Source organism: Bacillus sp. R86525 (assembly GCF_042466195.1).
Lineage (GTDB): Bacteria > Bacillota > Bacilli > Bacillales > Bacillaceae_G > Bacillus_A > Bacillus_A nitratireducens.
The window spans coordinates 2,750,218-2,774,343 of sequence record NZ_JAXHPX010000007.1; the positions used below are offsets into that span (position 1 = coordinate 2,750,218).

Sequence of the window (24,126 nt, forward strand, 5' to 3'; positions counted from 1 at the left end):
CTACCGACCTATCACTTTTATTTTAAAAGAAAAGGGAGGAAAGAACTATGGCTTCGCCTGAAAATGTGATTTTAGTTCATAAATTTCAAAGCTGAAAACAAAAGAAGAATTGTGGAATCCGTATGAGTGGTATCAATTTATGAGGGATAATCATCCGGTTCATTATGATGAGGAGCAGGATGTATGGAATGTTTTTTTATACGATGATGTAAATCGAGTTTTATCGGATTATCGCTTGTTTTCAAGTAGAAGGGAGCGAAGACAATTCGCAATCCCTCCTTTAGAAACTAGAATAAATATAAACTCTACTGATCCACCAGAACATCGCAATGTACGTTCTATTGTTTCTAAAGCATTTACTCCAAGAAGTTTAGAACAATGGAAACCTCGTATACAAGCTATTGCAGATGAACTTGTACAACATATCAGAAAATATAGTGAGGTTAATATCGTTGAAGAGTTTGCTGCACCTTTACCTGTTACCGTCATATCCGATTTATTAGGAGTGCCAACAACTGACCGTAAAAAAATTAAAGCATGGTCTGATATTTTATTTATGCCGTATAGTAAAGATAAATTTAACGATTTGGATGTGGAAAAAGGAATTGCGTTAAATGAGTTTAAAGCATACCTTCTTCCAATTGTTCAAGATAAAAGATATCATTTAACCGACGATATTATTTCAGATTTAATACGAGCTGAATATGAAGGCGAAAGATTAACCGATGAAGAAATTGTAACTTTTTCTTTAGGGTTATTAGCGGCAGGTAATGAAACTACTACAAATTTAATTATTAATAGCTTTTATTGCTTTTTAGTGGATTCCCCTGGAATATATGAAGAGTTAAGAAAAGAACCTACATTAATTTCAAAAGCGATTGAGGAAGTTTTACGCTATCGCTTTCCCGTTACATTAGCTAGGAGGATTACAGAGGACACAAATATATTTGGACCTTTTATGAAAAAGGATCAAATGATTGTTGCATGGGTAAGTGCAGCAAATTTAGATGAGAAAAAGTTTTCACAAGCCGCTAAACTTAATATACACCGAATAGGAAATGATAAGCATTTAACTTTTGGTAAAGGTCCTCATTTTTGCTTAGGGGCACCACTTGCACGTTTAGAAGCCGAGATTGCATTAACTACCTTTATAAATGCTTTTGAAAAAATAGAGCTATCTTCATCTTTCAATTTAGAAAAATGTATATTGGAAAATGAACAAACTTTGAAATTCTTACCTATTCGCTTAAAAACTCAATAAACTGTTCAGCAAGGTACAAAATTACTGTACCTTGTTTTTTATTTCTCAATTGTAAATTTTTAGCGGGCTATTTAGTATGGAAGTGTGTGAAAAAGAGTGGAGGAGGATGCTTATGTTAACATGTAATGGAAGTAAAACGTTTCAAACATTTATTAAAGCTGTAACGGATTTAATTGATAGTAATTTATTAGAAGATCAAATTGTTTGTGCGATTGAAAAATTACTAGAAGAACTTTTAGAAAAGAAAACATGGCTTCCGCTAGAAAAACAGAAGGCGAATTCGGCTCAATATGCACGACACTTGTTATATGAAGATCCTTTAAAGCGATTTGAAGTATTAGCTCTTGTATGGAATGATGGACAATCTACACCTTTACATGATCATGATGGTACATGGGGAGTAGAAGGCGTTTTTTCAGGAAGGATAATGGTGCAGAACTTTATACAAACTAAGCAGCTTGAAAATGCACTTGTTTATTTAACCCATACAGGAAATCTTTATTTGGGAGAAGGAGAAACAGATAAAGTCATTCCACCAGCTGATTGTCATATTCTTAAAATAGCCGAAAATGATAGCGTTGTCACAATTCATATTTACGGAAAACGTTTAGAAAAGTTTAAAGTATATGTCCCAACTGAAGAAAAGAATGTGTATATGTGTGAGACAAAATATATTAGTTATAGTTCATAGTTTAAAATCAAAAGCTTTTCTTTAAAGAGAAAAGCTTTTGATTTTATTTTTAATTATTTCTTGACCTGAAACGCTTTTCATAAATTATAAATAAGGAGTACTTAACGAGATCAGTATGAAAACGATACCTTTTATTTAATAAAAGCTCGTGTATTTATAGAAAGTGGTGAAGAAATAATGAAATTAATCGCAATTGATTTAGATGGAACTCTTCTTTCAGGGAATAAAATGATTAGTAAAGAGAATGCAGAAGCAATTCGAAAGTGTCAAGAAGCTGGCCATGTTGTAGCAATTTGTACAGGACGTTCTATTGTGGATATTGAACGACTATTGTTAGAAGTTAATTTAGAGTGTCCGATTATCGCAGAAAATGGTGCGCTTATATATAAAGATAAAAAAATGATGAAGAGATATCCAATTCAAAATATGCAGGCACTTGAGATTGTAGAATATCTTGAAGAGAATGGCTTGTATTATCAGCTTTATACTGATAAAGGTGTGTACGTACCGGATTATGGTGTAGAGAGTGTGCGTAATGAAATCGAGTATGTGAAGAATGCAAAAGAAAATTTCGATGTGAAAGAGTTAGAAACGATTGCTGCATTATATCTTGAGCATACAGCATTTCATAGTGCAGAAAGCTGTAAAACAATTGTAGAAACTGATATACATGTGCATAAGCTTTTACCATTTTCTTATGACATAGAAAAATTAAAAAAGTTAAAAGAAACGTTTCTGCATAATACTGATTTAGCAATTACATCTTCATATTGGCATAATTTAGAGATTAATCATCGAGATGCTCAAAAAGGAAATGGATTATATACTTTAGCAGAACACTTGAATATTCCAGTTGAAAATACTGTAGCGATAGGTGATGGGCTAAACGATGTTTCCATGATGGAGAAAGCAAGTATATCAATTGCAATGGGAAATGCAGTTGAAGAAATAAAAGCGATGTGTCAATACGAAACATTGACTAATGAAGAACACGGAGTTGCACATGCTTTATATAAATATGTAATGTAGATATAAAAAGAAAAAAGAATCCAAATGGATTCTTTTTTCTTTTTATTAGGGGTAAGGTATTCTATGAGATTCATAGAAGCCTTATTACATTTTATTATATAGAATATATTGGAATAAATGTTTATATTTTTCATGAAAGTTGTGAAAAATTTGTGAACTATATGTTTATTGTATTTTTATACTGCTGCTAGCAGCGCGTAACATTCCCATATTATTTTCTGTTTTTAATTGAAAAATAGAATTTGTTCGAATAATTATTCTATAGCTATATACCTAGGAGCACTTTCTTCGTATAATGAAGAAGTATGAATTTTGAATTTGTATAAATTTTACATATCGAGGTGAAAAAGGAATGAATGCGCGGCTAATGGAACTTATTGATGTGAGTACAATAGAAACCATGGCAGAACAATTTTATAAATTAACTAACATATCACATCAACTTCTTGATGCTGAAAACGAATGTATATTTTCATTTGGAATTAATGAAATGAAAGTATGTAAACTTCCCAAAATCGAAATCCCCCTTTTCTTATACAATCAATATTTAGGATCTTTTGTTGTATGGTCCAAACGAAGCGAAATTTTCAATTGCCAAAAATATTTTGAAATGCTTTCTAACCTCATTATAGCTGGGATGAAAAAAGCAGTTCAAAGTAAAAATACATCGTTACTTTCTCGAAAAGAGGAAGAACTACATACGATCTTACAAAATATGCCTGTTATGGTTGATGCGCTTGACTATAATGGAGATTTTGTTTTGTGGAATCGAGAATGCGAGATTGTAACAGGTTATACTGCTGAAGAAATAATTGGGAATCCAAAGGCTCTTCAATTACTGTATCCTGACCATAATTATCGCCATCAAATACAAAATAAATTTTTGACTCGTGGAAAAAATTTTAGAGATTGGGAAATGAGTTTAACATGTAAAAATGGTGAAATTAAAACGATAATGTGGTCCAATATATCTGAGCAGTTTCCTGTAACAGGATTTAGTTACTGGGCTGTTGGGGTAGATATTACACATTTAAAAGCGATAGAAGGGCAATTAAAACAACAAACGTCTGAATTAGAATTAATTTTTAAAGCTTTACCAGATTTATGTTTTTTAACAGAAGACGATGGGACAATTATAGATTATAAAGCAGGATCTCCTACAAAATTTTACGTACCCGCAGAAGCTTTTATGGGAAAAAAGTTTTACGAAATATTACCGTCTCCAGTAGCACAGCAATTTCAAGAAGCAATTCGCCAATTGAAAGAAGAAGGAAAGAATGTAATTGTAGAATATCCTCTAACAATTAACGGCAGCATCGATTTCTTTGAAGCTAGATGTTTACCATTATTACAAGATAAAATTATGATCATTGTCCGCGATATTACAGAGCGTAAAAAGGCAGAAGAATTGCTAAATAAATCAGATACACTTGCAGCAATTGGACAATTAGCAGCCGGTGTGGCTCACGAAGTGAGGAACCCACTAACGGTAATAAAAGGGTTTATTCAATTATTCCAAATCAACAAAGAAGATCAAGAAAGATATTTTGACCTTATGCTTTCTGAAATCGAGAGAATTGAAGTGATCCTTCAAGAGTTTTTATCGATTGCTAAAACAGATGAAATCCCAACTGAAAAGAAAAATATTTATCAAGTATTTAAAAATGTTGTTTCTTTAATGAACACAAAAGCAATTATGACGAATATTCAAGTTGAATTATTTGCAGATTCCGACGAACTAACTATTGAATGCTCCGAAAATCAATTGAAACAAGTATTTATTAATATTTTGCAAAATTCAATTGAAGCAATGATAGATGGCGGGAAAATTTCAATCCATATAAAAGAAATACATAAAAAAGGTGTCATTATTAGTGTAATAGATGAAGGAATAGGAATACCTGAAGAAAGAATTAAAAGATTAGGTGAACCTTTCTATAGTACGAAAGAAAAAGGTACCGGTATTGGATTGATGTTAAGTTATAAAATAATTGAAGGTCATCAAGGAACAATAAGTATAATGAGTGAGGTTGGCGTCGGGACAACTGTAACTATTTACTTGCCGAAAATTCAGAGTAAACAATCTCTATCAAATTGTGATGATAGATGTATTTCAATACGTTCTAATATTAACTCCTAAAATACTTAATACCCAATAGCAAAGCTAAGCTTTTGTTATTGGGTATTTTTATATTTAATTTAGTAAACTTTACCTTTTCTTTATGTTTGTTTTAATTTCTATTAAGTTTTAAACGTTATATTAATATGCGTACAAAGTAATGTGTGGAAATTGTACATTACTTTTAATATAGAAAGCTTAAAATTATTAAAAATGTTGTAAGGAGGAGATTATGACAAGGTGAAAAAGAAAGAGAAAAAGAGTGGTAGAGCAATACCGATGAGGTTAAATATTTTATTCTTTTGTGTATTTTTATTATTTTCTGCCATGATTATACAGTTAGGTAAAGTGCAAATTTTCGATGGAGAAACATATAAGAATGAAGTAGAAAAAAGAGAGAATGCAACTGTTAGTCTGACAGTACCACGCGGCAAAATTTATGACCGTGAAGGGAATCCAGTAGTGGACAATAAGTCTTTACGTACGATTACATATACAAAGGTGAAAGGTGTAAAATCGGAAGAAATGCTAAAAATTGCAAGACAACTTGCAGAAATAATTGAAATGCCGCAAGAAGATATAGATAAGTTAACCGAGACGGATAAGAAAGATTTTTGGATGCAATTAAATCCAAAACTTGCTGAAAATCTAGTATCTAAAAAAGAAATAGATACATTTAGAGAGAAGGATATTAGCGGTAAGAAGCTAAATAAAAAAATAGAAGAGTTAAAAAGAAAACGAGTTACAGATAAAAATCTTCAGGAATTAACAGCAAAAGACATAGAAGTGTTAGCTATTAAAAGTAAAATGACTTCAGGTTATCAAATGGCACCTCAAATTATAAAAAAAGATGTTAGTGAAAAGGAATTTACAATAATTAGTGAAGGTTTAGCGAATCTCCCAGGTGTAGACGTATCAGTTGATTGGGAGAGAGTTTATGTAAATGATGGATTATTCCGATCCGTTCTTGGAAATGTTTCTAATACCGATGAAGGATTACCAATTGAACGATTAGATTACTACTTGGTACGTGATTATAGCCGAAATGATAGGGTTGGAAAAAGTTATATCGAGCAGCAATACGAAGATGTACTTCATGGTACAAAAAAAGAAGTAAGAAGCGTTGCTGATAAACAAGGTAATACAATTAGAACAGAAACAGTTTCTGAAGGGAAAAGCGGCAAGAATTTAACGTTAACAATTGATATGGAATTACAGAGAAAAGTAGAAGAGAGCATAGAAAAAATATTAAAGGCCTATAAAGGTTCAGAATCGATGTTGGACCGTGCTTTCGTTGTAATGATGAATCCGAAAAATGGTCAAGTATTATCAATGGCAGGGAAAAAGTTAGTAGAAAAAGACGGGAAAACAGAGATTGAAGATTACGCTTTAGGTACGATGACAAGTTCATATGAGCTTGGATCAACTGTTAAAGGTGCAACAATATTGACTGGTTTCGAAACGAAAGCTATAACACCAGGTACTTATTTTTATGATGCACCTATGAAGTTTAAAGGTACTAAGGAGAAGAAGTCTTGGAAAGAGTTTGGAAATATAGACGATTTAAGGGCGTTACAAGTTTCTTCAAACGTTTATATGTTTAATACAGCATTAAAAATTGCAGGTGTGGATTATGTGAAAAATAGCTCATTAAATATTAAACAGGAATACTTTGATAAAATGAGGTATTATTTCAGGCAATTTGGATTAGGTGTTCCAACAGGTATCGATTTACCGAATGAAACAGCTGGACAAATTGGTAAAAAAGATAACCAGCCAGGTTTCTTATTAGACTACTCAATTGGTCAGTATGACACGTATACACCGCTTCAGCTTGTACAGTATATTTCAACAATCGCAAACGGTGGATATCGAATGAAGCCACAAATTGTTCAAGAGGTTAGAGAGCAAACCGCGCAAAAAGATGAGATTGGTAAAGTGGTACATTCAGTAGAACCAATCGTTTTAAATAAAATAGATATGAAAGAGGATTATATAAATCAAGTAAAGGAAGGATTTAGGAGAGTATTCCAAGAAGGTGATGGAACTGGAGTAAGGGCATTCCAAAAAGCACCGTATAAACCAGCGGGAAAAACAGGGACAGCACAGACAGTATACGGTGGAAAAAGTGATATTGGAAGAAATGAAAAAGGTGAGCGAAGAGAATGTTATAATTTAACGTTAGCAGGATATGCGCCATATGACGATCCAGAAGTAGCATTTTCTGTTGTTGTGCCCTGGGTTATAAATGATAAATCAGGTATTAACTCTGATATTGGAAAAGAAGTTTTAGATGCTTATTTTGATTTAAAAAATAAGCGATTAACTGACGAAGCACCAAAAACAGATGACTCTAAAGAGAATTAAAATATACGAAACGTCTCTAGCAATTATATGAACTAGAGACGTTTTTTACATACGAATAGTTTAGAAATGAGGTATATATGAAGCAATTGATTCTAAAAGATTGGAGAAAAATATGTAGCTATATTTTAATTATAATAGGAATTATTTTTATTAATAAGTTATTTTTATTTTGTATGGTAGAAGGAATTTCGATGCAACCTACTTTGAATGAGAATAATCGCATACTAGTTAATAAGGCTAGCATCTATTTTTCTTCTTTTCATCATGGTGATGTTGTAATAATAAAAAAAGAAGACTCGCCCACATACTACGTGAAGCGAATTATTGGATTACCAGGGGATAACGTACAATTAAGAAACGATGTGTTATATATTAACGGTAAAAAGCGAGATGAGTTGTATATACAGTTAGATATGTCACAAGTATCAAATCGTTTTTCAAACTTTAGAGAAATGAAAGTTCCCTCGCATAAATTATTTGTACTAGGTGATAATCGTAATCATAGTATGGATAGTAGAAATACACTTGGACTGATTGATGAATCAAATATAATAGGTAAAGTAAAAATGGTGTATTATCCATTTGATCAAATAAAATGGTTAAAATAATTCTATTAGATATGCACGTTTTATAAAATAAATCATATATTGATAGCATAGGACAAGCAAAAAAGCCTATCCTAACCTCACAGAACACTCCTTATCACAGTTAGGCATCTACATTTTATGTAGATGCCTTTTTCAATGTCTGATAATTATTTATCAACCTAAAGTAGTAAGTATATTGGGACTATTAAGGGAAGATTGCTTGTAATAATAACAGTACGATTAATAAGAACATTGAATTGTAAGGAGTGAGAAATAAGTGATGAATATTTTAATAGTTAATTTTCCTGCAGAGGGACATGTAAATCCTACATTAAGTTTAGTAAAGGCCTTTACTGAAAGAGGTGATAACGTACACTATATTACAACGGAAAGCTTTAAGGAAAGACTTGAAGTTTTGGGAGCTATTGTACATACTCATCCGGATTTATTAAAGGAGATTTCTATTGATAATGAAACTTCATATGGATTAAAATCTTTCTTTCATGTACATGTTCAAACTTCTTTATACATATTAGAAATTACGAAACGATTATGTAAAAGCATTAATTTTGATTTCGTAGTTTATGATATATTTGGTGCTGGAGAGTTAGTAAAGGAATATTTACAAGTTCCAGGCATAGTTTCCTCTCCTATATTTTTAATTCCACCAGTATTATTGGAAACCTTGCCTTTTCATCCAAATGCAGAAATACAATTCCAACCCGATGAACTCTCTGAAAAGTTACTGTATCAAATGGAAAATGAATTTGGAGTAAAGCCCAAAAATAATCTTCAATTTATGCATAATAAGGGAGATATTAGTCTCGTGTATACAAGTCGTTATTTTCAACCTAATAGCGATTCGTTTGGAGAAAACAATGTTTTTATTGGACCGAGTATTATAAAGCGCAAAACAAATGTAAAGTTTCCACTTGAATTGCTTTCAAAAAAGAAAGTTATTTATATTTCAATGGGAACACTTCTCGAAGGGCTCGAACCATTTTTTAATACTTGTATTGATGCTTTTTCAGACTTTGAAGGGATAGTTGTAATGGCAGTAGGTGATAGAAATGATATTTCAAAAATAAAACCAGCACCGGACCATTTTTTAATAGCTCCATACGTACCTCAGTCGGAAATATTAAGCGAAGCAGATGTATTTATTACACATGGCGGAATGAATAGCGTACACGATGCAATCCATTACAATGTCCCATTTGTTATAATACCGCATGATAAAGATCAGCCTATGATAGCGCAAAGATTAACTGAGCTTGAGGCAGCACATAGATTATTGAAAGAGCATGTTAATGTGCAAACTTTAAAAAAGGCGGTAACAGACGTTCTTTCAAATAAAAAGTATAAACATGGCATTCAAAAACTGAATGAAAGTTTTTTAGAGTGTGGTGGTTCCAAAAGAGCCATTGCAGTTATTGATGCTCTTTTAAATAAATAGTTCGGATAATATAAAAGCATAGAGGCTCTACCTGTATGCTTTTATATTATTATCCAGCAAATTGTACAGCAGTATTTGCATGTAAATAAGCAGTATCAAAAACAGGAACAGTAAGGTCATTTTGGGAAATAAGCAATGGTATTTCAGTACAGCCTAGTAATATTCCTTCCGCACCATTTTGAATTAATGAATTGGTAATTTGTATTAGTTTTTCTTTTGATGTTTCTGAAATAATTCCTCTACTTAATTCATTTAATATGACGTGATGGATAAAAGTTCTTTCTTCGTCATTTGGGATAATTGTCTCAATGTTATATTTTGCTAGTCGTGATGTATAAAAATCTTGTTCCATCGTTTGTTTCGTTCCTAATAATCCGATCCGTTTTATATTCTTTTCTACCATTTCTTTAGCACTTACATCACCGATATGAAGAAGTGGGATTGATATTGCTTGTTCTACTTCCTCAGCAAATAGATGCACAGTATTAGAACACATTAGTAAACATTCAGCTCCTGAGTTTTCTACCTTTTTTGCTACCGTGACTAATTCATTTTTCACTTCTTCATATTGATGGTTTTGCAATAATGTAGTTACCTCCCCAAAGTCCATGCTATATAAAACAAGCTTCGCATTTTGATCGTATTGAGAGAGTGTTAGCGTATTAATATGTTTATAGTATAGTGATGTAGATTCCCAACTTAACCCACCAATTAAACCAATTACTTTCATCATACATTCCTCCCGCAACAAATTTGAATTTATTATTTCATAATTCCGATAAGAATACAATGATTTAAACGCACTATTTAACAAAAAATAAAAATAATTAGAAAAGTATTGAAATTTATCTTTCTTAGTGCCATAATACGAATTACAAATTAATACTTATCCAGAGAGGTAGAGGGAACGGCCCTATGAAACCTCAGCAACCCCTATGTAATTACATAGGAAGGTGCTAATTCCGCAGAGGACACTATGTGTTTTTTGAAAGATAAGGGGATTCTTGTACGTGAAAGAAAATGACCTCTTATTTAAGAGGTCATTTTTTGTTGTATAGAAAGGAAGTGTCGATGCATAATTCATTTTCAAAATAAATATAGAGTATTAAAAGTTGAATAATACGAGAGGGGAATTGTAATGAACAAATTAACGACAAAGCTAGTAGTAGCTATTGGAATTGGAGCAGCTTTATACGGGGTATTAGGGATTTGGGGATTTTCAATCGCACCGAATACATTTATTAAACCCGCATTGGCTATTTTAACAGTTTTTGGAGCATTATTTGGCCCAGTAGCAGGACTTTTAATAGGACTCATCGGTCATACCGTTACAGATACGATTGCTGGTTGGGGTATTTGGTGGGGATGGGTTATTAGTTCAGGTATTATTGGTTTTGCAATGGGACTCATACAAAAAAGAGTTGGTTTTAGTGTAAAACATGGAACGTATAATAACCGTGATATTTCTTATTTTGTAATTGCAGGGTTAATTGGTATTGTCATTGCTATTATATTTGCTGGAGCATTCGATATTATTGTGATGGGAGAACCGTTTGACAAAATAGTTATACAAGTACTAGGCGCAACAATTGCAGACGTTATCGTATTTTTAGTTCTTGGCTTACCAATCACGATCGGCTTAGCGAAATCAAATAAGAAACATACACATTTAAAAATTGAAAAGTAGGGATGAATACATGCAACCAATTATTTCTTTTGAACAATTTACCTTTCAATATAGGCATGCTACGCAGCCTACTTTGAAAAATATTACATTTCAAATATACCCTGGGGAAAAGGTACTTATCGCTGGACGAAGTGGTTCAGGTAAATCAACATTAGCTCATTGTGTAAATGGGCTAATCCCATTTTCTTACGAAGGGATAAGTACCGGTAACATTTTAATAGCTGGAAAGGATCCGAGAAAAGGTAGTGTTTTTGAACAGAGTAAACACGTAGGGACAATATTACAAGATCAAGATGCGCAATTTATAGGCCTTACTGTCGAAGAGGATGTAGCATTTGCATTAGAAAACGATTGTGTAAATCAAATAGAAATGAGAAAGATTGTTACGGATTCTTTAAAAAAGGTAAGCATGCAGGACTTTCATACACAAAGTCCACATGAATTATCAGGAGGTCAAAAACAGACAGTCTCTCTTGCAGGTCTGCTAACGACAAATACAGATATATTATTATTTGATGAACCGTTAGCTAATTTGGATCCTGCATGTAGTTTGAATACAATAGAACTCATTAAAAATATACATGAGAAATATAATAAAACAATTGTAATTATTGAACATCGAATAGAAGAAATTTTAAACCTTGATTTAGATAAAATTATTTTAATAGATGAGGGAGAAGTTATTGCCGTTGGTTCACCGGATAGTATTTTAAATTCAAATATATTACCAAATATCGGACTAAGAGAACCTATTTATATAGAGGCGCTAAAGAAATTAAATTTTGACAGTAATAATGTTAGGGTATTTCCAATTGAAAATCTTAGTAATGCAGGCGTTCATAGCCTATTAAAGAACTGGATGCATAAGCAAGTTTCATCAAAAAACAAATACATTAAAAAAGCTTTATGGAAGATAGAAAATTTATCATTTACGTACAATAACAAACATACAGCCTTAGAAGATATTAACCTTTCAATAGGAGAGGGAGAAATAGTAGCGTTATTGGGTCATAATGGAGCAGGGAAATCGACATTAGCTCATACTCTTATAGGAATAAATAAAACAAAGAATGGGAGAATAACATTCGATGGAGAAAATATAAATTGTTGGTCTATTCGTAAACGCGGGGAAGTTATTTCTTACGTTATGCAAAACCCAAATCAAATGATTACACAGCCTACTGTTTTAGAAGAGGTTTCATATTCATTAAAATTAAAAAAGGTTTCTAAAGATGAGATTGAGACAAGAGTCGAAAAAGCTTTAAGAATTTGTGGATTATATCCATTTCGTAACTGGCCAATCCAGGCATTAAGCTATGGACAAAAAAAGAGGCTTACTATTGCATCTGTACTTATAACAAACCCAAAACTTATTGTATTAGATGAGCCGACAGCTGGACAAGATTATTACCATTACAAACAGTTTATGTCGTTTATTAGAAAACTGGCTGAAAGGGGCATATCCTTTATTATTATCACACACGATATGAATCTTGCTTTAGAATATACAGATCGGGCGGTAGTTCTGCATGAAGGGAAAATTATTGCGGACAATACTGTATCTGTTGTTTTAGGGGATCAAGGAACGTTACAAAGAGCTAATCTACGGGAGATTTCATTAATAAAACTAGCTAAATTAAGCGGAATTCCAACTCCAGAAACATTTGTGGAACTTTATATTGAAGCTAATAGGAGGGAGGAATATGCATAATACGTATTTTTATCGTATGGATGGTGCAATTAAATTATCTTTATTTATATTTTGTATGACACTTACTTTTTTATTTTTTGATTTTCGTATATTGCTAATTTTATTTATTGTTGGATGTATCGGCCTCTTAATTGCAAAAATTCAATTGCGTAAAATTATAGTTATTTTCAGCGTTATATTTACATTTAGTTTATTAAATTCCGTTATGATTCTTTTCATTACGCCCACCCATGGATCGGAATTAACGGGATCGTATACCTCTTTTTTTTATATAGGTTATGCAACAATTACATATGAAACTTTATTTTATGCAGCTACACTTTCATTGAAATATTTTACGTTATTACCATTTACACTTCTTTTTATTTACACAACTCATCCAAGTGAATTTGTGAGTAGCTTAAATAAATTTGCTGTTCCTTATAAAATTACATATGCAATAAATATTGCACTGCGTTATATACCAAGCATTCAATCTGAATATATAATCATTAGACACGCGCAGGAAGCAAGAGGCGTACCTTTTGAAAAAGGAGAAGCGAGCTTGTGGATTCGTATGAAAAATCGTGTTTTAATTTTTTGGCCACTTATTATTCATTCATTAGAAAGGATTGATACTGTTTCAAATGCAATGGATTTAAGAGGGTTTGGAAAAAAGGATAAACGAACGTGGTACTATGCAAAGGAAGCACAAAAGGAGGATTACATCACACTTTTTGTTGGTATTATCATTTTGGTTATTGCAGTTTACTTAAAGTTGAATGTATTCCAAAGTTTCTGGTACCCATTTTAAAGCACTCTCAATAGAGTGCTTTTACTAATTTTATGAAGACATGCTCAAAAAAAGGAGATACACATACTGTATAATACGAACCAGTTAAAATGATCATCTACCTATTAGTTTTCAAACCAAAAGGAGGAGAAAATATGAGTTTCGGTGGTTCTTGTGGTTTTGGTGGAGGTTTCGCTTTATTAGTTGTGTTATTTATATTATTAATTATTGTTGGATGTAGCTGTTGGAGCTAAGGGTACTAATTTCTAATTAGTCTCTTCTAAATGTAAACTAAAAAAACATAGCAGATACTTTTTGTATCGAAATAAAAAAGGAGCCATTATGCTCCTTTTTTATTTATTATGCAACGTGCTCTCATTATTATATTTTGGGAATGTAATAGTTAAAGTAGTTCCTTTATTAACAATACTTCGGATTTTTAAACTGCCTCGCATCGTTTCAATAATTTTAACAGCAACCATTGTTCCTAAACCAGTACCTTTCGTTTTTGTACTAAAATATGGTTCGCCAAATCGATTAATTTGCTCTTGCGACATTCCAATTCCACTATCTTGAATCCGTATTATAACTTTATTATTACTAACAGATGCAGAAATAATAAGATCACCGCCATTCGGCATTGCTTCAATACTGTTTTTAATTAAGTTTAAAAAACATTGATGGAAGTGCTGTGTATTACCAATAATTATTCCCTCAGAGAACTCTTGTGTAATATTAATATTATTCATATTACATAAAGGAAATATCATTTTTATAACTCGATGTAACTCGTGTCCCACTGAAATATGATCTAGTTTTTCTGAAGCCGGCTTGGCAAAAGTTAAGTAATCATCAATAATTGCTTGTGCACGATTTAACTCTTCAAGAATATGTTCAATATACTCATCTTTGGATTGTTGAGTTATATTGGGTGTTTTTAAAAGTTGTGTAAATCCTTTTACAACAGTCAATGGATTCCTTACTTCATGTGAAATACTTGCAGCGAGTTGGCTGACGATCTCCATTTTTTCAACTTTTATTAATTTTGATCGCATGCATATTGCATCTTTTAAAACTTCATTAAAATAGACCATAAATAATATTAAAAAAGTTGGTAATAGAATGAAATAAATAATGTACAAATTATTCACTTCAAAATCCGATAGAGTTAAAATAATTACTGTTGTAAAAACTGCAAGGAAAAAAGTTAAAAATATGGATGAAGTTACTTTCATTTTTCTATTGTATGTATTAAATTTTGATGATGCGAATGCTGTAATTATTAACATCGTTCCATACACAACGATTGTTAACAGGCTAAAACCATAAAACATAAAACGTGTTATTAATAAAATCATGAGTAATGCAATACCGACAGGAAATCCACCATAAAGTGTACCAATTAAAAAGGGGATTTGTCTTAAATCGTGAATACAATTTTCATCCATATAGATGGGGTACCGCATACATAAAATTAGTGGGATGCTCGTACAAAGAATGATAAGCAGTTTCTTATATTTCTTCCTAAAGTATCCACTATCATAAATAAAATAAAAAACAAATATACTACTTAAAATATATAGAAGATTATTTAAAACATTTTGATTAATGTAAACAAAGTTCATAATACATGCCCCGTTATCCTGAATTTCAATCCCATATGTATTATACATTATAAAAGTACAAGTTTTATATACACATTTTATAATGTATATAGTTTTTATAGATTTTCAGCGTTATAGACTTTTAACCATACATTATTAAACTCTTCCATTGACGCATAGCGCTCACTACGATTTTCATTTACAGCACGGTATGCTACTTCATATAAGCCTTCACTAGCTTCCCATTTCATAAAGGAACGATCTTGCCCGCCACCTAATAGGGCGAAAGCCATAGCCCCCATATTAAATACATTAGTTTTCCCGTCTATTATAGCATTAAGTTGAAACTCTTCAGGTGACATAAAACGAGATGATCCCCACATTCGCCCCATCTTATTTACATACGGTTTGTTACTGTATAAATCAATATCACAAATTTTTGTTTCATTAGTTTTAAAGTTGTACAAAATACTACCGTCATAAAAATCAATAGCTACATAGTTTTTGTGTTCAACGTAAGTATGGAAATTAAAAATAGAATTTAATGAAATTAGCCTATTTTTAACGGATAATTTTTTATATTTATAAAATGGTGAGTTAGGATCATTATATTTTGCTGGGGGAGGGAAACTCCAGTGCGGGTGAAGACATTCACCGTCAAACCAATCAAAAATTAAAACATATCCATGTTGTACAGGGTAGTGATTAATTAAATTTATATGGGAAACGTGTTTTAATTCATTGTATATAGTAACTGAGCTTTTTAATCTTTTTATAGCTTCATTTGTAGAAGCATTATATGCAAGTGTTTGTGCCCCTGCATATTTAATAAAGTACTTTTTCCCATTCTTTTCAACACCAAAACTTATATTACCGGAATCTTGTTGGTCAAAAACCGCAAATACTTTACCTAGTTTTGTAAGCCAATCAAAATTATGATGTTTTTTTAGTTGGAATGTTATAGTATCTAACTGAATTTTAACTGGAATATCTTTCATAATTCACCTCAAATTTAATATAATTAAGTTGTCCATTACAGTATTCGACATATTTTGTGAAATCCCTATATTTATAAACTTAAATTTTATAAATATAATAATGTACAGTTATAAGGAGGAAAGCAAATGGATGGAAAAATCATAATTAAACCGCACCAACATTATTGGCATAAAGAGTTTTTATATGAAAAAAATAAAATTGTACCGTTACTCCATGAAGAAATTATTGCTATGGAACATATAGGAAGCACAGCCGTAGAAGGGTTAGGGGCTAAACCTCTTATTGATATGATGATCGGCGTAACAAATTTACAAATTACCGAAAATTGGAGGGAAGCCCTTAAGGAAATTGGCTATGAATATGTTCCTAAAAAAACACCTAATTGGCGTTTTTTTAGAAAAGGGAAATGGAGAGCTGGTACCCACCATTTACATGTTTATATTTATAATAGTGAAGAATGGAAGAACAACCTTTTATTTCGAGACTTTCTAAAAAATCATGAGTGGGCACGTGAAGAATATAGAGTATTAAAAGAGATGCTTGCTGCTACATATCCTTTTGATCGTGTTTCATATACAAATGCAAAAGCACCGTTTATTCGAAATATATTAGAAATGGCCAAAAAAGAAAATTAACTTACTATAAGTTGTTTGCAAATTCTCATTTTATTTTAATCTTTCTTTCATGTTCCTTTCTTTTTCATTTGATACACTGATTGTCACAGAGTATTTAAAAGTAAGGGGATTAAATAACATGGAGAAAATACTTAAAAATAAATATTTCCATATGTATGTTAGAATAATAGGAATCACTATCATTATTTGCAGTGTGGAATTACTAGTTATTAATGTTTTGTACGGGAACTTATTAAATGTTCAATGGTTAAATAAGAAATTAGGATCTTTTGGTGAATATGGTGCAATTATAGCCGCATCATTATGGTTCTTACGTCAAATATGGTTATTTTTAAAGAAGAAAAATATGCGTGGATTTAAAATAATTAAAGAGCTTTATCTTTTTATAAAACAGTTTCACATATTAATTGGATGTGCTGTAATAGCTGTTGCGACAACTCACGGTGTTTACTTTTTAATAAAAGGAAGTCGGCATATTATACTAATATACAGTGGTATTTTTTCTCTTTTTACCTTAATAGCATTAGGGATTGCAGGATTTGTTTTACAGAAATCTAATCAGAAAACAAAATTGAAGATGTATCGAAAAGTACATCAATTCATTGCGGTTATATTCGCAATAGGATTAATTATTCATTTAATCGTATAGGAGGAAGTATCGTTGCAACAAATACTAATTATTGAAGATGAGGAAAGCTTAGCGGACTTTTTAGAATTGGAATTAAAGTATGAAGGATATAAAGTAGATATACAATTTGATGGACGAAAAGGATTAGACGCAGCACTTGAAAAGAATTACGATCTCATATTACTTGATTTAATGCTACCAGGATTAAATGGGCTGGAAGTATGTCGGCGACTAAGAGCAACTAAAAATACACCTATTATCATGTTGACTGCTCGTGATAGTATTATGGATCGTGTGACAGGGTTAGATAGTGGAGCTGATGATTATCTTCCAAAACCGTTTGCGATAGAAGAACTTTTAGCACGTATGAGAGTTATTTTTAGGCGCGAAGAAAATACAGAGCAAAAGCACGTATCATTTCTTACGTTTAAAGATCTACAGCTTCAAATTGAATCTCGAACTATAACTAAAGGAAATGAAGAAATTGAACTTACAAATAAAGAATTTGAGCTATTACTTATGTTTATGAAAAATATTAATCGAGTTCTTACCCGTGATATTTTACTGGATCAAGTATGGGGATATGATGCAATGGTCGAGACAAATATAGTCGATGTATACGTTCGTTACTTACGTAATAAGTTACATAGTGTAGATAAGGAGGAGTATATCCAAACAGTACGCGGTGCTGGATATATAATGAAATGATAAAGAATATTATGTACCGGATTCGAAATCTACCTATAAAGTGGAAATTAACACTTTGGTCCACTGCACTCGTATTCATTTTGTTTATTTTGTATAGCACGTTACAATTCATTGTTATTAATAAGTGGACTATAGATTATGAACAGAAACAAATAAACAGACAAGTGACAGAAATAGCGGCATATTTTCAAGATAAAAATGATACGCTCTCGAGCAAAACATTTGAAAATAGTAAAGAATTTCTAAACAACATGATCGATAAGCATCAAATGATTCGTATTATAGGAAATGACGGAAAACCTATTGTCACCGTTTCGAGAGATTTTAATGAAATGTGGATAGAACCCAAAATGGTTACGCAAGATGAATCATTTATAAAAAGACATATAGAAGATCGAATATTAGTTGAGCGTATACCCATTCAAACAAAGAAATTTACTGGAACTATTGAGCTTGCGAAAAACTTAGAGACATTTGATCATTTATTAAAAATAATTTTAGTAGTAATGGCTATTGCAGGAATATGTGGATTAGTGTTTAGTTTTTTAGGCGGAATACTTATAACGAAAAAGCTTTTATCGAGTGTTCAGAACATAACAGAAACGATGAAGCGTATTAAGAAAAATGGACTAAATGAAAGGGTTCCAGTACGAGAAAATAATGACGAACTCGCAAAATTATCGATTCTTTTTAACGAAATGATGAATGAAGTAGAAACTTCTTTTACACAGCAAAAACAGTTTGTAGAAGACGCATCACATGAATTAAGAACACCATTAACAATTATTCAAGGGCACTTATCGATGCTAAATCGATGGGGGAAAAATGATCCAGCAGTATTGGATAAATCCCTTCAATCCAGTTTAAAAGAAGTAGATCGATTAAATAAATTAGTTTCAGAACTGTTAGAGCTATCAAGAGCCGAATCAGAACAGATGCATCCTATAGCATCTGAACAAGTCCATGTTAATAGCGTATTAAAACAAGTTACTCAAAACTTTGCAATACTGCAAACTGACTTTCAATTTGATATGAAATTGGATGCAGATGAAGCGTATGTTTCAATACCATCATCTTACTTAGAACAAATAATTATTATTGTAATGGATAATGCAGTGAAATATACAAAAGAAGCTAATAAGTATATTTGCATTGAATCAAGTATGCGGTCAGGCAAAATTAAAATCCGAATAATAGATCATGGGACAGGAATACCTGAAGCAGATTTACCATTTGTTCTTAACCGTTTTTATAGAGTTGATAAAGCGAGAAGCCGAAAACAAGGTGGAAATGGGCTAGGTTTATCAATTGCCAAAAGGCTTGTAGAAAAATATAACGGAGCTATTCAATTAGAGAGTAAAGAAAACGAAGGAACAATTGTTACAATTACACTTCCTGATACTACACATGAATAGTTAAAGGTAAAAAATTCTTTTTGAAAATACTCTTTAAAAGGAGGAATACATTTTGTATTTCCTCCTTTTTTGATGCTTAGTAATCAAATTATTTTATTTATTTCGATATTTAAAGTACATTGAAAGGATTAAGGGGGAATAATTAATGAAAGCTATTGTACATCAACATAAAAAAGGTTTAGAAGGTTTAGAATATAAATTATCACCGGAGATAACTCCTAATGTGGGGGAAGTTAAAGTGAAATTAAAAGCAGCAGGTTTAAATCATCGTGATTTATTTATAATGAATAATAGAAAAAATATGGAATTACCTTTAATTTTAGGATCAGATGGTGCAGGTATTGTTACGGAATTAGGAGAGGATGTTTCAAATATCGCACTACATACAGAGGTTATAATAAATCCTAGTATTGGATGGAATAATACTCATGAAATACCAGAGTTACCTGAAGTACTAGGTGGACCAGTCGATGGAGCGTTTGCCGAATATGTTATTGTGCCGGCTGAAAATGTAGTGAAAAAGCCACCTTATCTTACGTGGGAAGAATCTGGTGTATTATCTTTATCGGCATTAACTGCATATAGAGCACTTTTTACAAAAGGCAGATTAAAACCTGAAGAACATGTCCTAATTCCGGGAATTGGCGGTGGTGTAGCTACTTATGCTATGTTATTTGCTAAAGCAATTGGAGCAAAGGTGAGTATTACTTCAAGGATAGAGAGTAAAAGAAAGGCTGCTGAAAAATATGGTGCAGACTTTTCTTTTAATAGTTCTGGTAATTGGGAAGAATGCCTACATGGAGAAAAAGTGGATTTAATTATAGATAGTATAGGTCCGGCGACTTTCTTAAAATATTTTGATATATTAAAACCAAATGGAAGAATCGTTAACTTTGGTGCAAGTTCAGGAGATAAAATTGAATTACCGTTACGAGCATTATTTTATAATCAAATCGATATTATGGGAACATCAATGGGGAGCAGTGAAGAGTTTAATGCGATGATTCATTTTATAGAGGAACATAATATTAAACCAATCATTGATAAAGTATATCCATTAGAAGAAGCAATTCAAGCTTTAAATCGAATGCAGCAAGGAGAACAATTCGGTAATATTGCCCTTCGTATGGAATGAAAATATGATTTCAGAGAAATTATATTTAAATGAACATGTTAAGTATTATATTCATGCATAGAGTGTTTACCATACTATTTAAAATGTTTTACAACCTTTATACATACTTAGCTCTTGTAAATAGTTACACGATTGTCAAATGAATAGTAATAAAATGAGAATTAGATGAGAAAAGTTTAAGCCCATTTTCATATTGATGTTGTATACTGTGTAAATCAAGAACACTTGTATCTTTATTTAAAGTACAATGAGTAATAATAAGGAGAGAGTAATATGAATTACACAGTATTTCAATGGATTAATAACTTTGCTGGATCATCCAAGCTATTAGATACGCTAATGATCGCTATTACAAATAGTGTTCCATATGTAGCTATTCTATTCATGCTTATCCTATGGTTCAATAATGGAAAGAAAGAGAATGCAATTAGAAAACAATATACAGTGTTATATACGACACTTTCAGTCAGTATTGCATTATTAGTAAATGTTCTTATACATGCGGTATATTACCATCCGCGTCCTTTTATAACACATCATGTAAATCAATTAGTACCGCATGCAGCAGATTCATCATTTGTAAGTGATCATTCTGTGCTTGTATTTTCGATTGCTTTCGTATTTATTCTTAGAGGAGAAAAACTTAAATATATCGCGTTAATATGGGCAATATTAGTCGGTGTATCACGCATGTACGTAGGCGTTCATTATCCTCTAGATATACTTGGTGCTGCATTCTTAACATTTATTACAAGTGGATTAGTAATGCAAAGTGCACGTATATTTGAACCGTTAGCTAGTTTTATTTTCAAAATGTATGCACTAGTAGCAAAACGGGTGCCTTTTTTAGCGAAATATAACCATATAGCTTAATCTGAAGAACCTACAAAAAGTAGGTTCTTTTTATTTGAAATTTCTTAAATTTCACTTACCGTATTTTTATTTTAAAAAGATAAATTCATAAAAAACAAATAGCAACATAGCTAGTTTTCTTATAGTTATAGAGGAATTACTAAAAAAACTTCGAAAAATATAGTATCTAATATAATAAAGAACATATTTAGTAACACATCTTTGCATTAATACATTGGAAAAGAAAGGAGATAAATATGCATAAACTTCAAACGAATAAAGGCGCTCGATATATGATGATTGCTTTTATTGTTTTGTTTCTTACTATGCTTTTACGCATATTTTATATTCAAGCGGTAGGAGTCGTGCATAATGTTAATGTAAAGGATCTTGCGAAGGAACAACAAAACATAAATGGAGTTTTAGAGGCAAATCGCGGGACAATTTATGATCAAAACGGCAAAGTATTAGTCCAAGACTCAACGACATATCGCATCGTTGTAAACTTAAAAGGAAAAGATAAATTAAAAGATAAAGAAGATACTGCACAACGTTTAGCAGATGCGCTTGAAGTTGATAAAGAGGAAATCATGAAAAACTTTCATGAAGGACGTACACAAGTTGAAATTGGTAAAATTGGACGTAACTTATCTAGAGAAGTGAAGGAAGAAATTAAAAACTTGAAAATACCAGGTGTATCTTTCACAACAGAAAAAGCCAGAGTATACCCAAATGAAGATTTCGCCTCGTATATACTTGGTTTTGCAAGACCAGACGATAAAGGTAATGCGGTGGGGAAGTTTGGACTTGAAGAAAGTTTGGATAAATATTTGCGCTCTACAAATGGTAATGTTTCATATGTAGGTTCACGAAAAGGAATCCCACTTACAAATGATATAGGAAAAGTAGAACCTGCTAAAAATGGAAATAACGTATATCTTACGCTTGATAAACAAATTAATAGTTTTTTAGAAGAAGCGATGAATAAAGCTGAGCAACACTATGAGCCTTCTATGTTAGTAGGTATTATAGCAGATCCAAAAACCGGGAAAATTTTAGCTATGTCTAGTAAGCCTAGTTATAATCCTAACAAAGGAGACATTGAATATTTTTTAAATGATCCAATTGCGAACGCATATGAACCAGGGTCTACAATGAAAATATTCACATTAGCTGCCGCAATAAATGAAGGTGTATACAACGGAAAAGAATATTTCCAATCAGGAAAATACGCAGTTGGTTCAGCAGAAATCAAAGATCATAATGGAGGATATGGATGGGGCTCAATTACATTTGATGAAGGGTTTGAACGGTCATCGAATGTTGCTTTTTCTATTTTAGAAGACCAGTTACTGAAACCAAATAAATTTAAGCAATATATGAATAAATTTGGTTTCAATCAAAAAACAGGGATAGATTTACCTGGAGAAAGTAAAAATACATTATTGTTAAATACTCAAATTCAACAAGTTACTACTTCTTTCGGCCAAGGATCTACTGTAACTCCTATTCAAATAATACAAGCAGCCACAGCTATAGCAAATGACGGGAAAATGATGCAACCTTATATTGTTGATAAGGTTGTAAATCCAACAAATAAACAAGTTATTATGGAAAATCAACCTAAAGAAATTGGGAATCCGATAAAAAAAGAAACATCAGAAAAGGTTAGGGGTTTAATGGAGCGAGTAGTAACTTCATCAAAAGGAACGGGAACGATGTATAAAATTGATGGTTATTCAATTGGCGGTAAAACAGGAACAGCACAAATCCCTAATCCTGCAAATGGACGATATATGGAAGGGAAAGAAAATTATATTTTTTCTTTCTTAGGAATAGCTCCGATTGATGACCCGCAGTTAGTCGTATATTTAGCTATTAAACAACCGAAATTAAAGGGCGATGAGTACGGTGCTCAGCCTCTATCTGAAATTTTTAAACCAGTTATGAAAAATAGTCTAGAATATTTAAAAGTAAAACCATATACAGAAAAACAAATGACTGATGCAACGAAACAATCTGAAATAAAAATACAAAATTATGTGAACCAATCGATAGATACAATAAAAAATATTATAGAAAAAGAAAAACTTCAGCCAGTATTATTAGGAGAAGGAAAGATAATAAAACAATATCCGCAGCCTGGCGAAATAATGAGTGAAGGAGATCGTATATTTCTAGTAGGGAAGAATGTGGAAATGCCTAATTTAAAAGGTTGGTCAATGCGTGATGTTATGTATTTCTCCAAGCTTCTGAAATTAGATTTAAAAACAATAGGCACAGGGTATGTAACCGGGCAAAGTATTGAAAAAGGACAAGTTATACAAGAAGGAGATACTTTAAAAATAGATTTAGAACCACCTCTAGAACCATTAGCAGAAGCAAGTGCAGATTAATATAGAATTTCGAAAGAGCCTAGAACATAATAGGCTCTTTTTAATAAAATTACAAGCAATTTCACGCACCGTAT

20 protein-coding genes, 1 pseudogene and 1 riboswitch are annotated in these 24,126 nt (G+C 31.8%); of the genes and pseudogenes, 18 read left to right on the forward strand and 3 right to left on the reverse strand.

Annotation, left to right across the window (positions count from 1 at the left end; translation table 11 throughout):
- Positions 1 to 47: 47 nt before the first annotated feature.
- The 7 genes and pseudogenes from SJY24_RS16790 to SJY24_RS16820 all read left to right on the forward strand — a co-directional run bounded on the left by SJY24_RS16790 (position 48) and on the right by SJY24_RS16820 (position 9,510).
- Positions 48 to 1,261, forward strand: a pseudogene (locus tag SJY24_RS16790) (cytochrome P450).
- Positions 1,262 to 1,373: 112 nt separating this feature from the next.
- On the forward strand, positions 1,374 to 1,952 hold the full coding sequence (locus SJY24_RS16795) for a cysteine dioxygenase family protein (protein ID WP_377865519.1): 579 nt from the start codon (positions 1,374 to 1,376) through the stop codon (positions 1,950 to 1,952).
- Positions 1,953 to 2,129: 177 nt separating this feature from the next.
- Positions 2,130 to 2,981: a Cof-type HAD-IIB family hydrolase gene (locus SJY24_RS16800; protein ID WP_377865520.1), complete on the forward strand. Its 852-nt coding sequence runs from the start codon at positions 2,130 to 2,132 to the stop codon at positions 2,979 to 2,981.
- A 352-nt stretch (positions 2,982 to 3,333) separates the two neighbouring features.
- Positions 3,334 to 5,121, forward strand: a complete 1,788-nt coding sequence (locus SJY24_RS16805) for an ATP-binding protein (RefSeq protein WP_377865521.1) — start codon at positions 3,334 to 3,336, stop codon at positions 5,119 to 5,121.
- A gap of 219 nt (positions 5,122 to 5,340) precedes the next feature.
- The gene (locus tag SJY24_RS16810; RefSeq protein WP_377865522.1) at positions 5,341 to 7,467 is read left to right on the forward strand and encodes a peptidoglycan D,D-transpeptidase FtsI family protein; all 2,127 of its coding nucleotides are present in this window, start codon (positions 5,341 to 5,343) and stop codon (positions 7,465 to 7,467) included.
- A gap of 77 nt (positions 7,468 to 7,544) precedes the next feature.
- Positions 7,545 to 8,075: a signal peptidase I gene (lepB, locus tag SJY24_RS16815; RefSeq protein WP_377865523.1), complete on the forward strand. Its 531-nt coding sequence runs from the start codon at positions 7,545 to 7,547 to the stop codon at positions 8,073 to 8,075.
- A gap of 256 nt (positions 8,076 to 8,331) precedes the next feature.
- Positions 8,332 to 9,510 (forward strand): macrolide family glycosyltransferase, encoded by a 1,179-nt coding sequence (locus tag SJY24_RS16820; protein WP_377865524.1) that lies wholly within the window; start codon positions 8,332 to 8,334, stop codon positions 9,508 to 9,510.
- Between the two features lie 49 nt (positions 9,511 to 9,559).
- Here SJY24_RS16820 and SJY24_RS16825 read toward each other — a convergent pair whose 3' ends face one another.
- Positions 9,560 to 10,243, reverse strand: coding sequence for an aspartate/glutamate racemase family protein (locus tag SJY24_RS16825; protein WP_377865525.1), 684 nt, complete (start codon positions 10,241 to 10,243; stop codon positions 9,560 to 9,562).
- 150 nt (positions 10,244 to 10,393) lie between these two features.
- A riboswitch (SAM riboswitch) is annotated at positions 10,394 to 10,509 on the forward strand.
- Between the two features lie 139 nt (positions 10,510 to 10,648).
- Here SJY24_RS16825 and SJY24_RS16830 point away from each other — a divergent pair.
- The 4 genes from SJY24_RS16830 (at position 10,649) to SJY24_RS16845 (ending at position 13,934) form a co-directional block, all read left to right on the forward strand.
- The gene (locus tag SJY24_RS16830; protein WP_377865526.1) at positions 10,649 to 11,197 is read left to right on the forward strand and encodes an ECF-type riboflavin transporter substrate-binding protein; all 549 of its coding nucleotides are present in this window, start codon (positions 10,649 to 10,651) and stop codon (positions 11,195 to 11,197) included.
- Positions 11,198 to 11,207: 10 nt separating this feature from the next.
- A complete protein-coding gene (locus tag SJY24_RS16835) occupies positions 11,208 to 12,908 on the forward strand; it encodes an ABC transporter ATP-binding protein (protein WP_377865527.1) in 1,701 nt (566 codons plus the stop codon).
- Positions 12,901 to 13,701: an energy-coupling factor transporter transmembrane component T family protein gene (locus SJY24_RS16840; protein WP_377865528.1), complete on the forward strand. Its 801-nt coding sequence runs from the start codon at positions 12,901 to 12,903 to the stop codon at positions 13,699 to 13,701. Before SJY24_RS16835 ends, SJY24_RS16840 begins: the two co-directional genes overlap by 8 nt.
- 134 nt (positions 13,702 to 13,835) lie before the next feature.
- The gene (locus tag SJY24_RS16845) at positions 13,836 to 13,934 is read left to right on the forward strand and encodes a YjcZ family sporulation protein (protein WP_000007808.1); all 99 of its coding nucleotides are present in this window, start codon (positions 13,836 to 13,838) and stop codon (positions 13,932 to 13,934) included.
- 99 nt (positions 13,935 to 14,033) lie between these two features.
- Here the strand turns inward: SJY24_RS16845 and SJY24_RS16850 are convergent, their stop codons facing one another.
- Both SJY24_RS16850 and SJY24_RS16855 read right to left on the reverse strand, forming a co-directional pair.
- Positions 14,034 to 15,353: a LytS/YhcK type 5TM receptor domain-containing protein gene (locus SJY24_RS16850; protein WP_377865529.1), complete on the reverse strand. Its 1,320-nt coding sequence runs from the start codon at positions 15,351 to 15,353 to the stop codon at positions 14,034 to 14,036.
- A gap of 47 nt (positions 15,354 to 15,400) precedes the next feature.
- Entirely contained in the window at positions 15,401 to 16,282 is an 882-nt protein-coding gene (locus SJY24_RS16855) for a serine/threonine protein kinase (protein WP_377865530.1), read from the reverse strand.
- 126 nt (positions 16,283 to 16,408) lie between these two features.
- On the opposite strand from SJY24_RS16855, the gene SJY24_RS16860 reads away from it, so the two are divergent.
- From SJY24_RS16860 to SJY24_RS16890, 7 genes are all read left to right on the forward strand, one after another.
- Positions 16,409 to 16,918: a GrpB family protein gene (locus SJY24_RS16860; RefSeq protein WP_377865531.1), complete on the forward strand. Its 510-nt coding sequence runs from the start codon at positions 16,409 to 16,411 to the stop codon at positions 16,916 to 16,918.
- A gap of 118 nt (positions 16,919 to 17,036) precedes the next feature.
- Positions 17,037 to 17,567 carry a hypothetical protein gene (locus tag SJY24_RS16865; RefSeq protein ID WP_377865532.1) on the forward strand — a complete coding sequence of 177 codons (531 nt, stop codon included), beginning with the start codon at positions 17,037 to 17,039 and terminating at the stop codon, positions 17,565 to 17,567.
- 12 nt (positions 17,568 to 17,579) lie between these two features.
- Positions 17,580 to 18,254 (forward strand): response regulator transcription factor, encoded by a 675-nt coding sequence (locus SJY24_RS16870; RefSeq protein WP_377865533.1) that lies wholly within the window; start codon positions 17,580 to 17,582, stop codon positions 18,252 to 18,254.
- Positions 18,251 to 19,669, forward strand: coding sequence for a HAMP domain-containing sensor histidine kinase (locus SJY24_RS16875; RefSeq protein WP_377865534.1), 1,419 nt, complete (start codon positions 18,251 to 18,253; stop codon positions 19,667 to 19,669). The genes SJY24_RS16870 and SJY24_RS16875 overlap by 4 nt, the downstream gene beginning before the upstream one ends.
- A gap of 145 nt (positions 19,670 to 19,814) precedes the next feature.
- Entirely contained in the window at positions 19,815 to 20,804 is a 990-nt protein-coding gene (locus SJY24_RS16880) for a zinc-binding dehydrogenase (protein ID WP_377865535.1), read from the forward strand.
- Between the two features lie 273 nt (positions 20,805 to 21,077).
- Positions 21,078 to 21,677, forward strand: coding sequence for an undecaprenyl-diphosphatase (locus SJY24_RS16885; protein WP_002085252.1), 600 nt, complete (start codon positions 21,078 to 21,080; stop codon positions 21,675 to 21,677).
- 236 nt (positions 21,678 to 21,913) lie between these two features.
- The gene (locus tag SJY24_RS16890; protein ID WP_377865536.1) at positions 21,914 to 24,052 is read left to right on the forward strand and encodes a penicillin-binding transpeptidase domain-containing protein; all 2,139 of its coding nucleotides are present in this window, start codon (positions 21,914 to 21,916) and stop codon (positions 24,050 to 24,052) included.
- Positions 24,053 to 24,126: the final 74 nt, after the last annotated feature.

Bases quoted from the DNA above. Each gene is read 5' to 3' on its own strand.
- SJY24_RS16795 (WP_377865519.1), top strand. From the start codon at position 1,374: ATGTTAACATGTAATGGAAGTAAAACGTTTCAAACATTTATTAAAGCT.
- SJY24_RS16800 (WP_377865520.1), top strand. From the start codon at position 2,130: ATGAAATTAATCGCAATTGATTTAGATGGAACTCTTCTTTCAGGGAAT.
- SJY24_RS16805 (WP_377865521.1), top strand. From the start codon at position 3,334: ATGAATGCGCGGCTAATGGAACTTATTGATGTGAGTACAATAGAAACC.
- lepB (WP_377865523.1), top strand. From the start codon at position 7,545: ATGAAGCAATTGATTCTAAAAGATTGGAGAAAAATATGTAGCTATATT.
- SJY24_RS16825 (WP_377865525.1), bottom strand. From the start codon at position 10,243: ATGATGAAAGTAATTGGTTTAATTGGTGGGTTAAGTTGGGAATCTACA.
- SJY24_RS16830 (WP_377865526.1), top strand. From the start codon at position 10,649: ATGAACAAATTAACGACAAAGCTAGTAGTAGCTATTGGAATTGGAGCA.
- SJY24_RS16835 (WP_377865527.1), top strand. From the start codon at position 11,208: ATGCAACCAATTATTTCTTTTGAACAATTTACCTTTCAATATAGGCAT.
- SJY24_RS16840 (WP_377865528.1), top strand. From the start codon at position 12,901: ATGCATAATACGTATTTTTATCGTATGGATGGTGCAATTAAATTATCT.
- SJY24_RS16845 (WP_000007808.1), top strand. From the start codon at position 13,836: ATGAGTTTCGGTGGTTCTTGTGGTTTTGGTGGAGGTTTCGCTTTATTA.
- SJY24_RS16850 (WP_377865529.1), bottom strand. From the start codon at position 15,353: ATGTATAATACATATGGGATTGAAATTCAGGATAACGGGGCATGTATT.
- SJY24_RS16855 (WP_377865530.1), bottom strand. From the start codon at position 16,282: ATGAAAGATATTCCAGTTAAAATTCAGTTAGATACTATAACATTCCAA.
- SJY24_RS16860 (WP_377865531.1), top strand. From the start codon at position 16,409: ATGGATGGAAAAATCATAATTAAACCGCACCAACATTATTGGCATAAA.
- SJY24_RS16865 (WP_377865532.1), top strand. From the start codon at position 17,037: ATGGAGAAAATACTTAAAAATAAATATTTCCATATGTATGTTAGAATA.
- SJY24_RS16875 (WP_377865534.1), top strand. From the start codon at position 18,251: ATGATAAAGAATATTATGTACCGGATTCGAAATCTACCTATAAAGTGG.
- SJY24_RS16880 (WP_377865535.1), top strand. From the start codon at position 19,815: ATGAAAGCTATTGTACATCAACATAAAAAAGGTTTAGAAGGTTTAGAA.
- SJY24_RS16885 (WP_002085252.1), top strand. From the start codon at position 21,078: ATGAATTACACAGTATTTCAATGGATTAATAACTTTGCTGGATCATCC.
- SJY24_RS16890 (WP_377865536.1), top strand. From the start codon at position 21,914: ATGCATAAACTTCAAACGAATAAAGGCGCTCGATATATGATGATTGCT.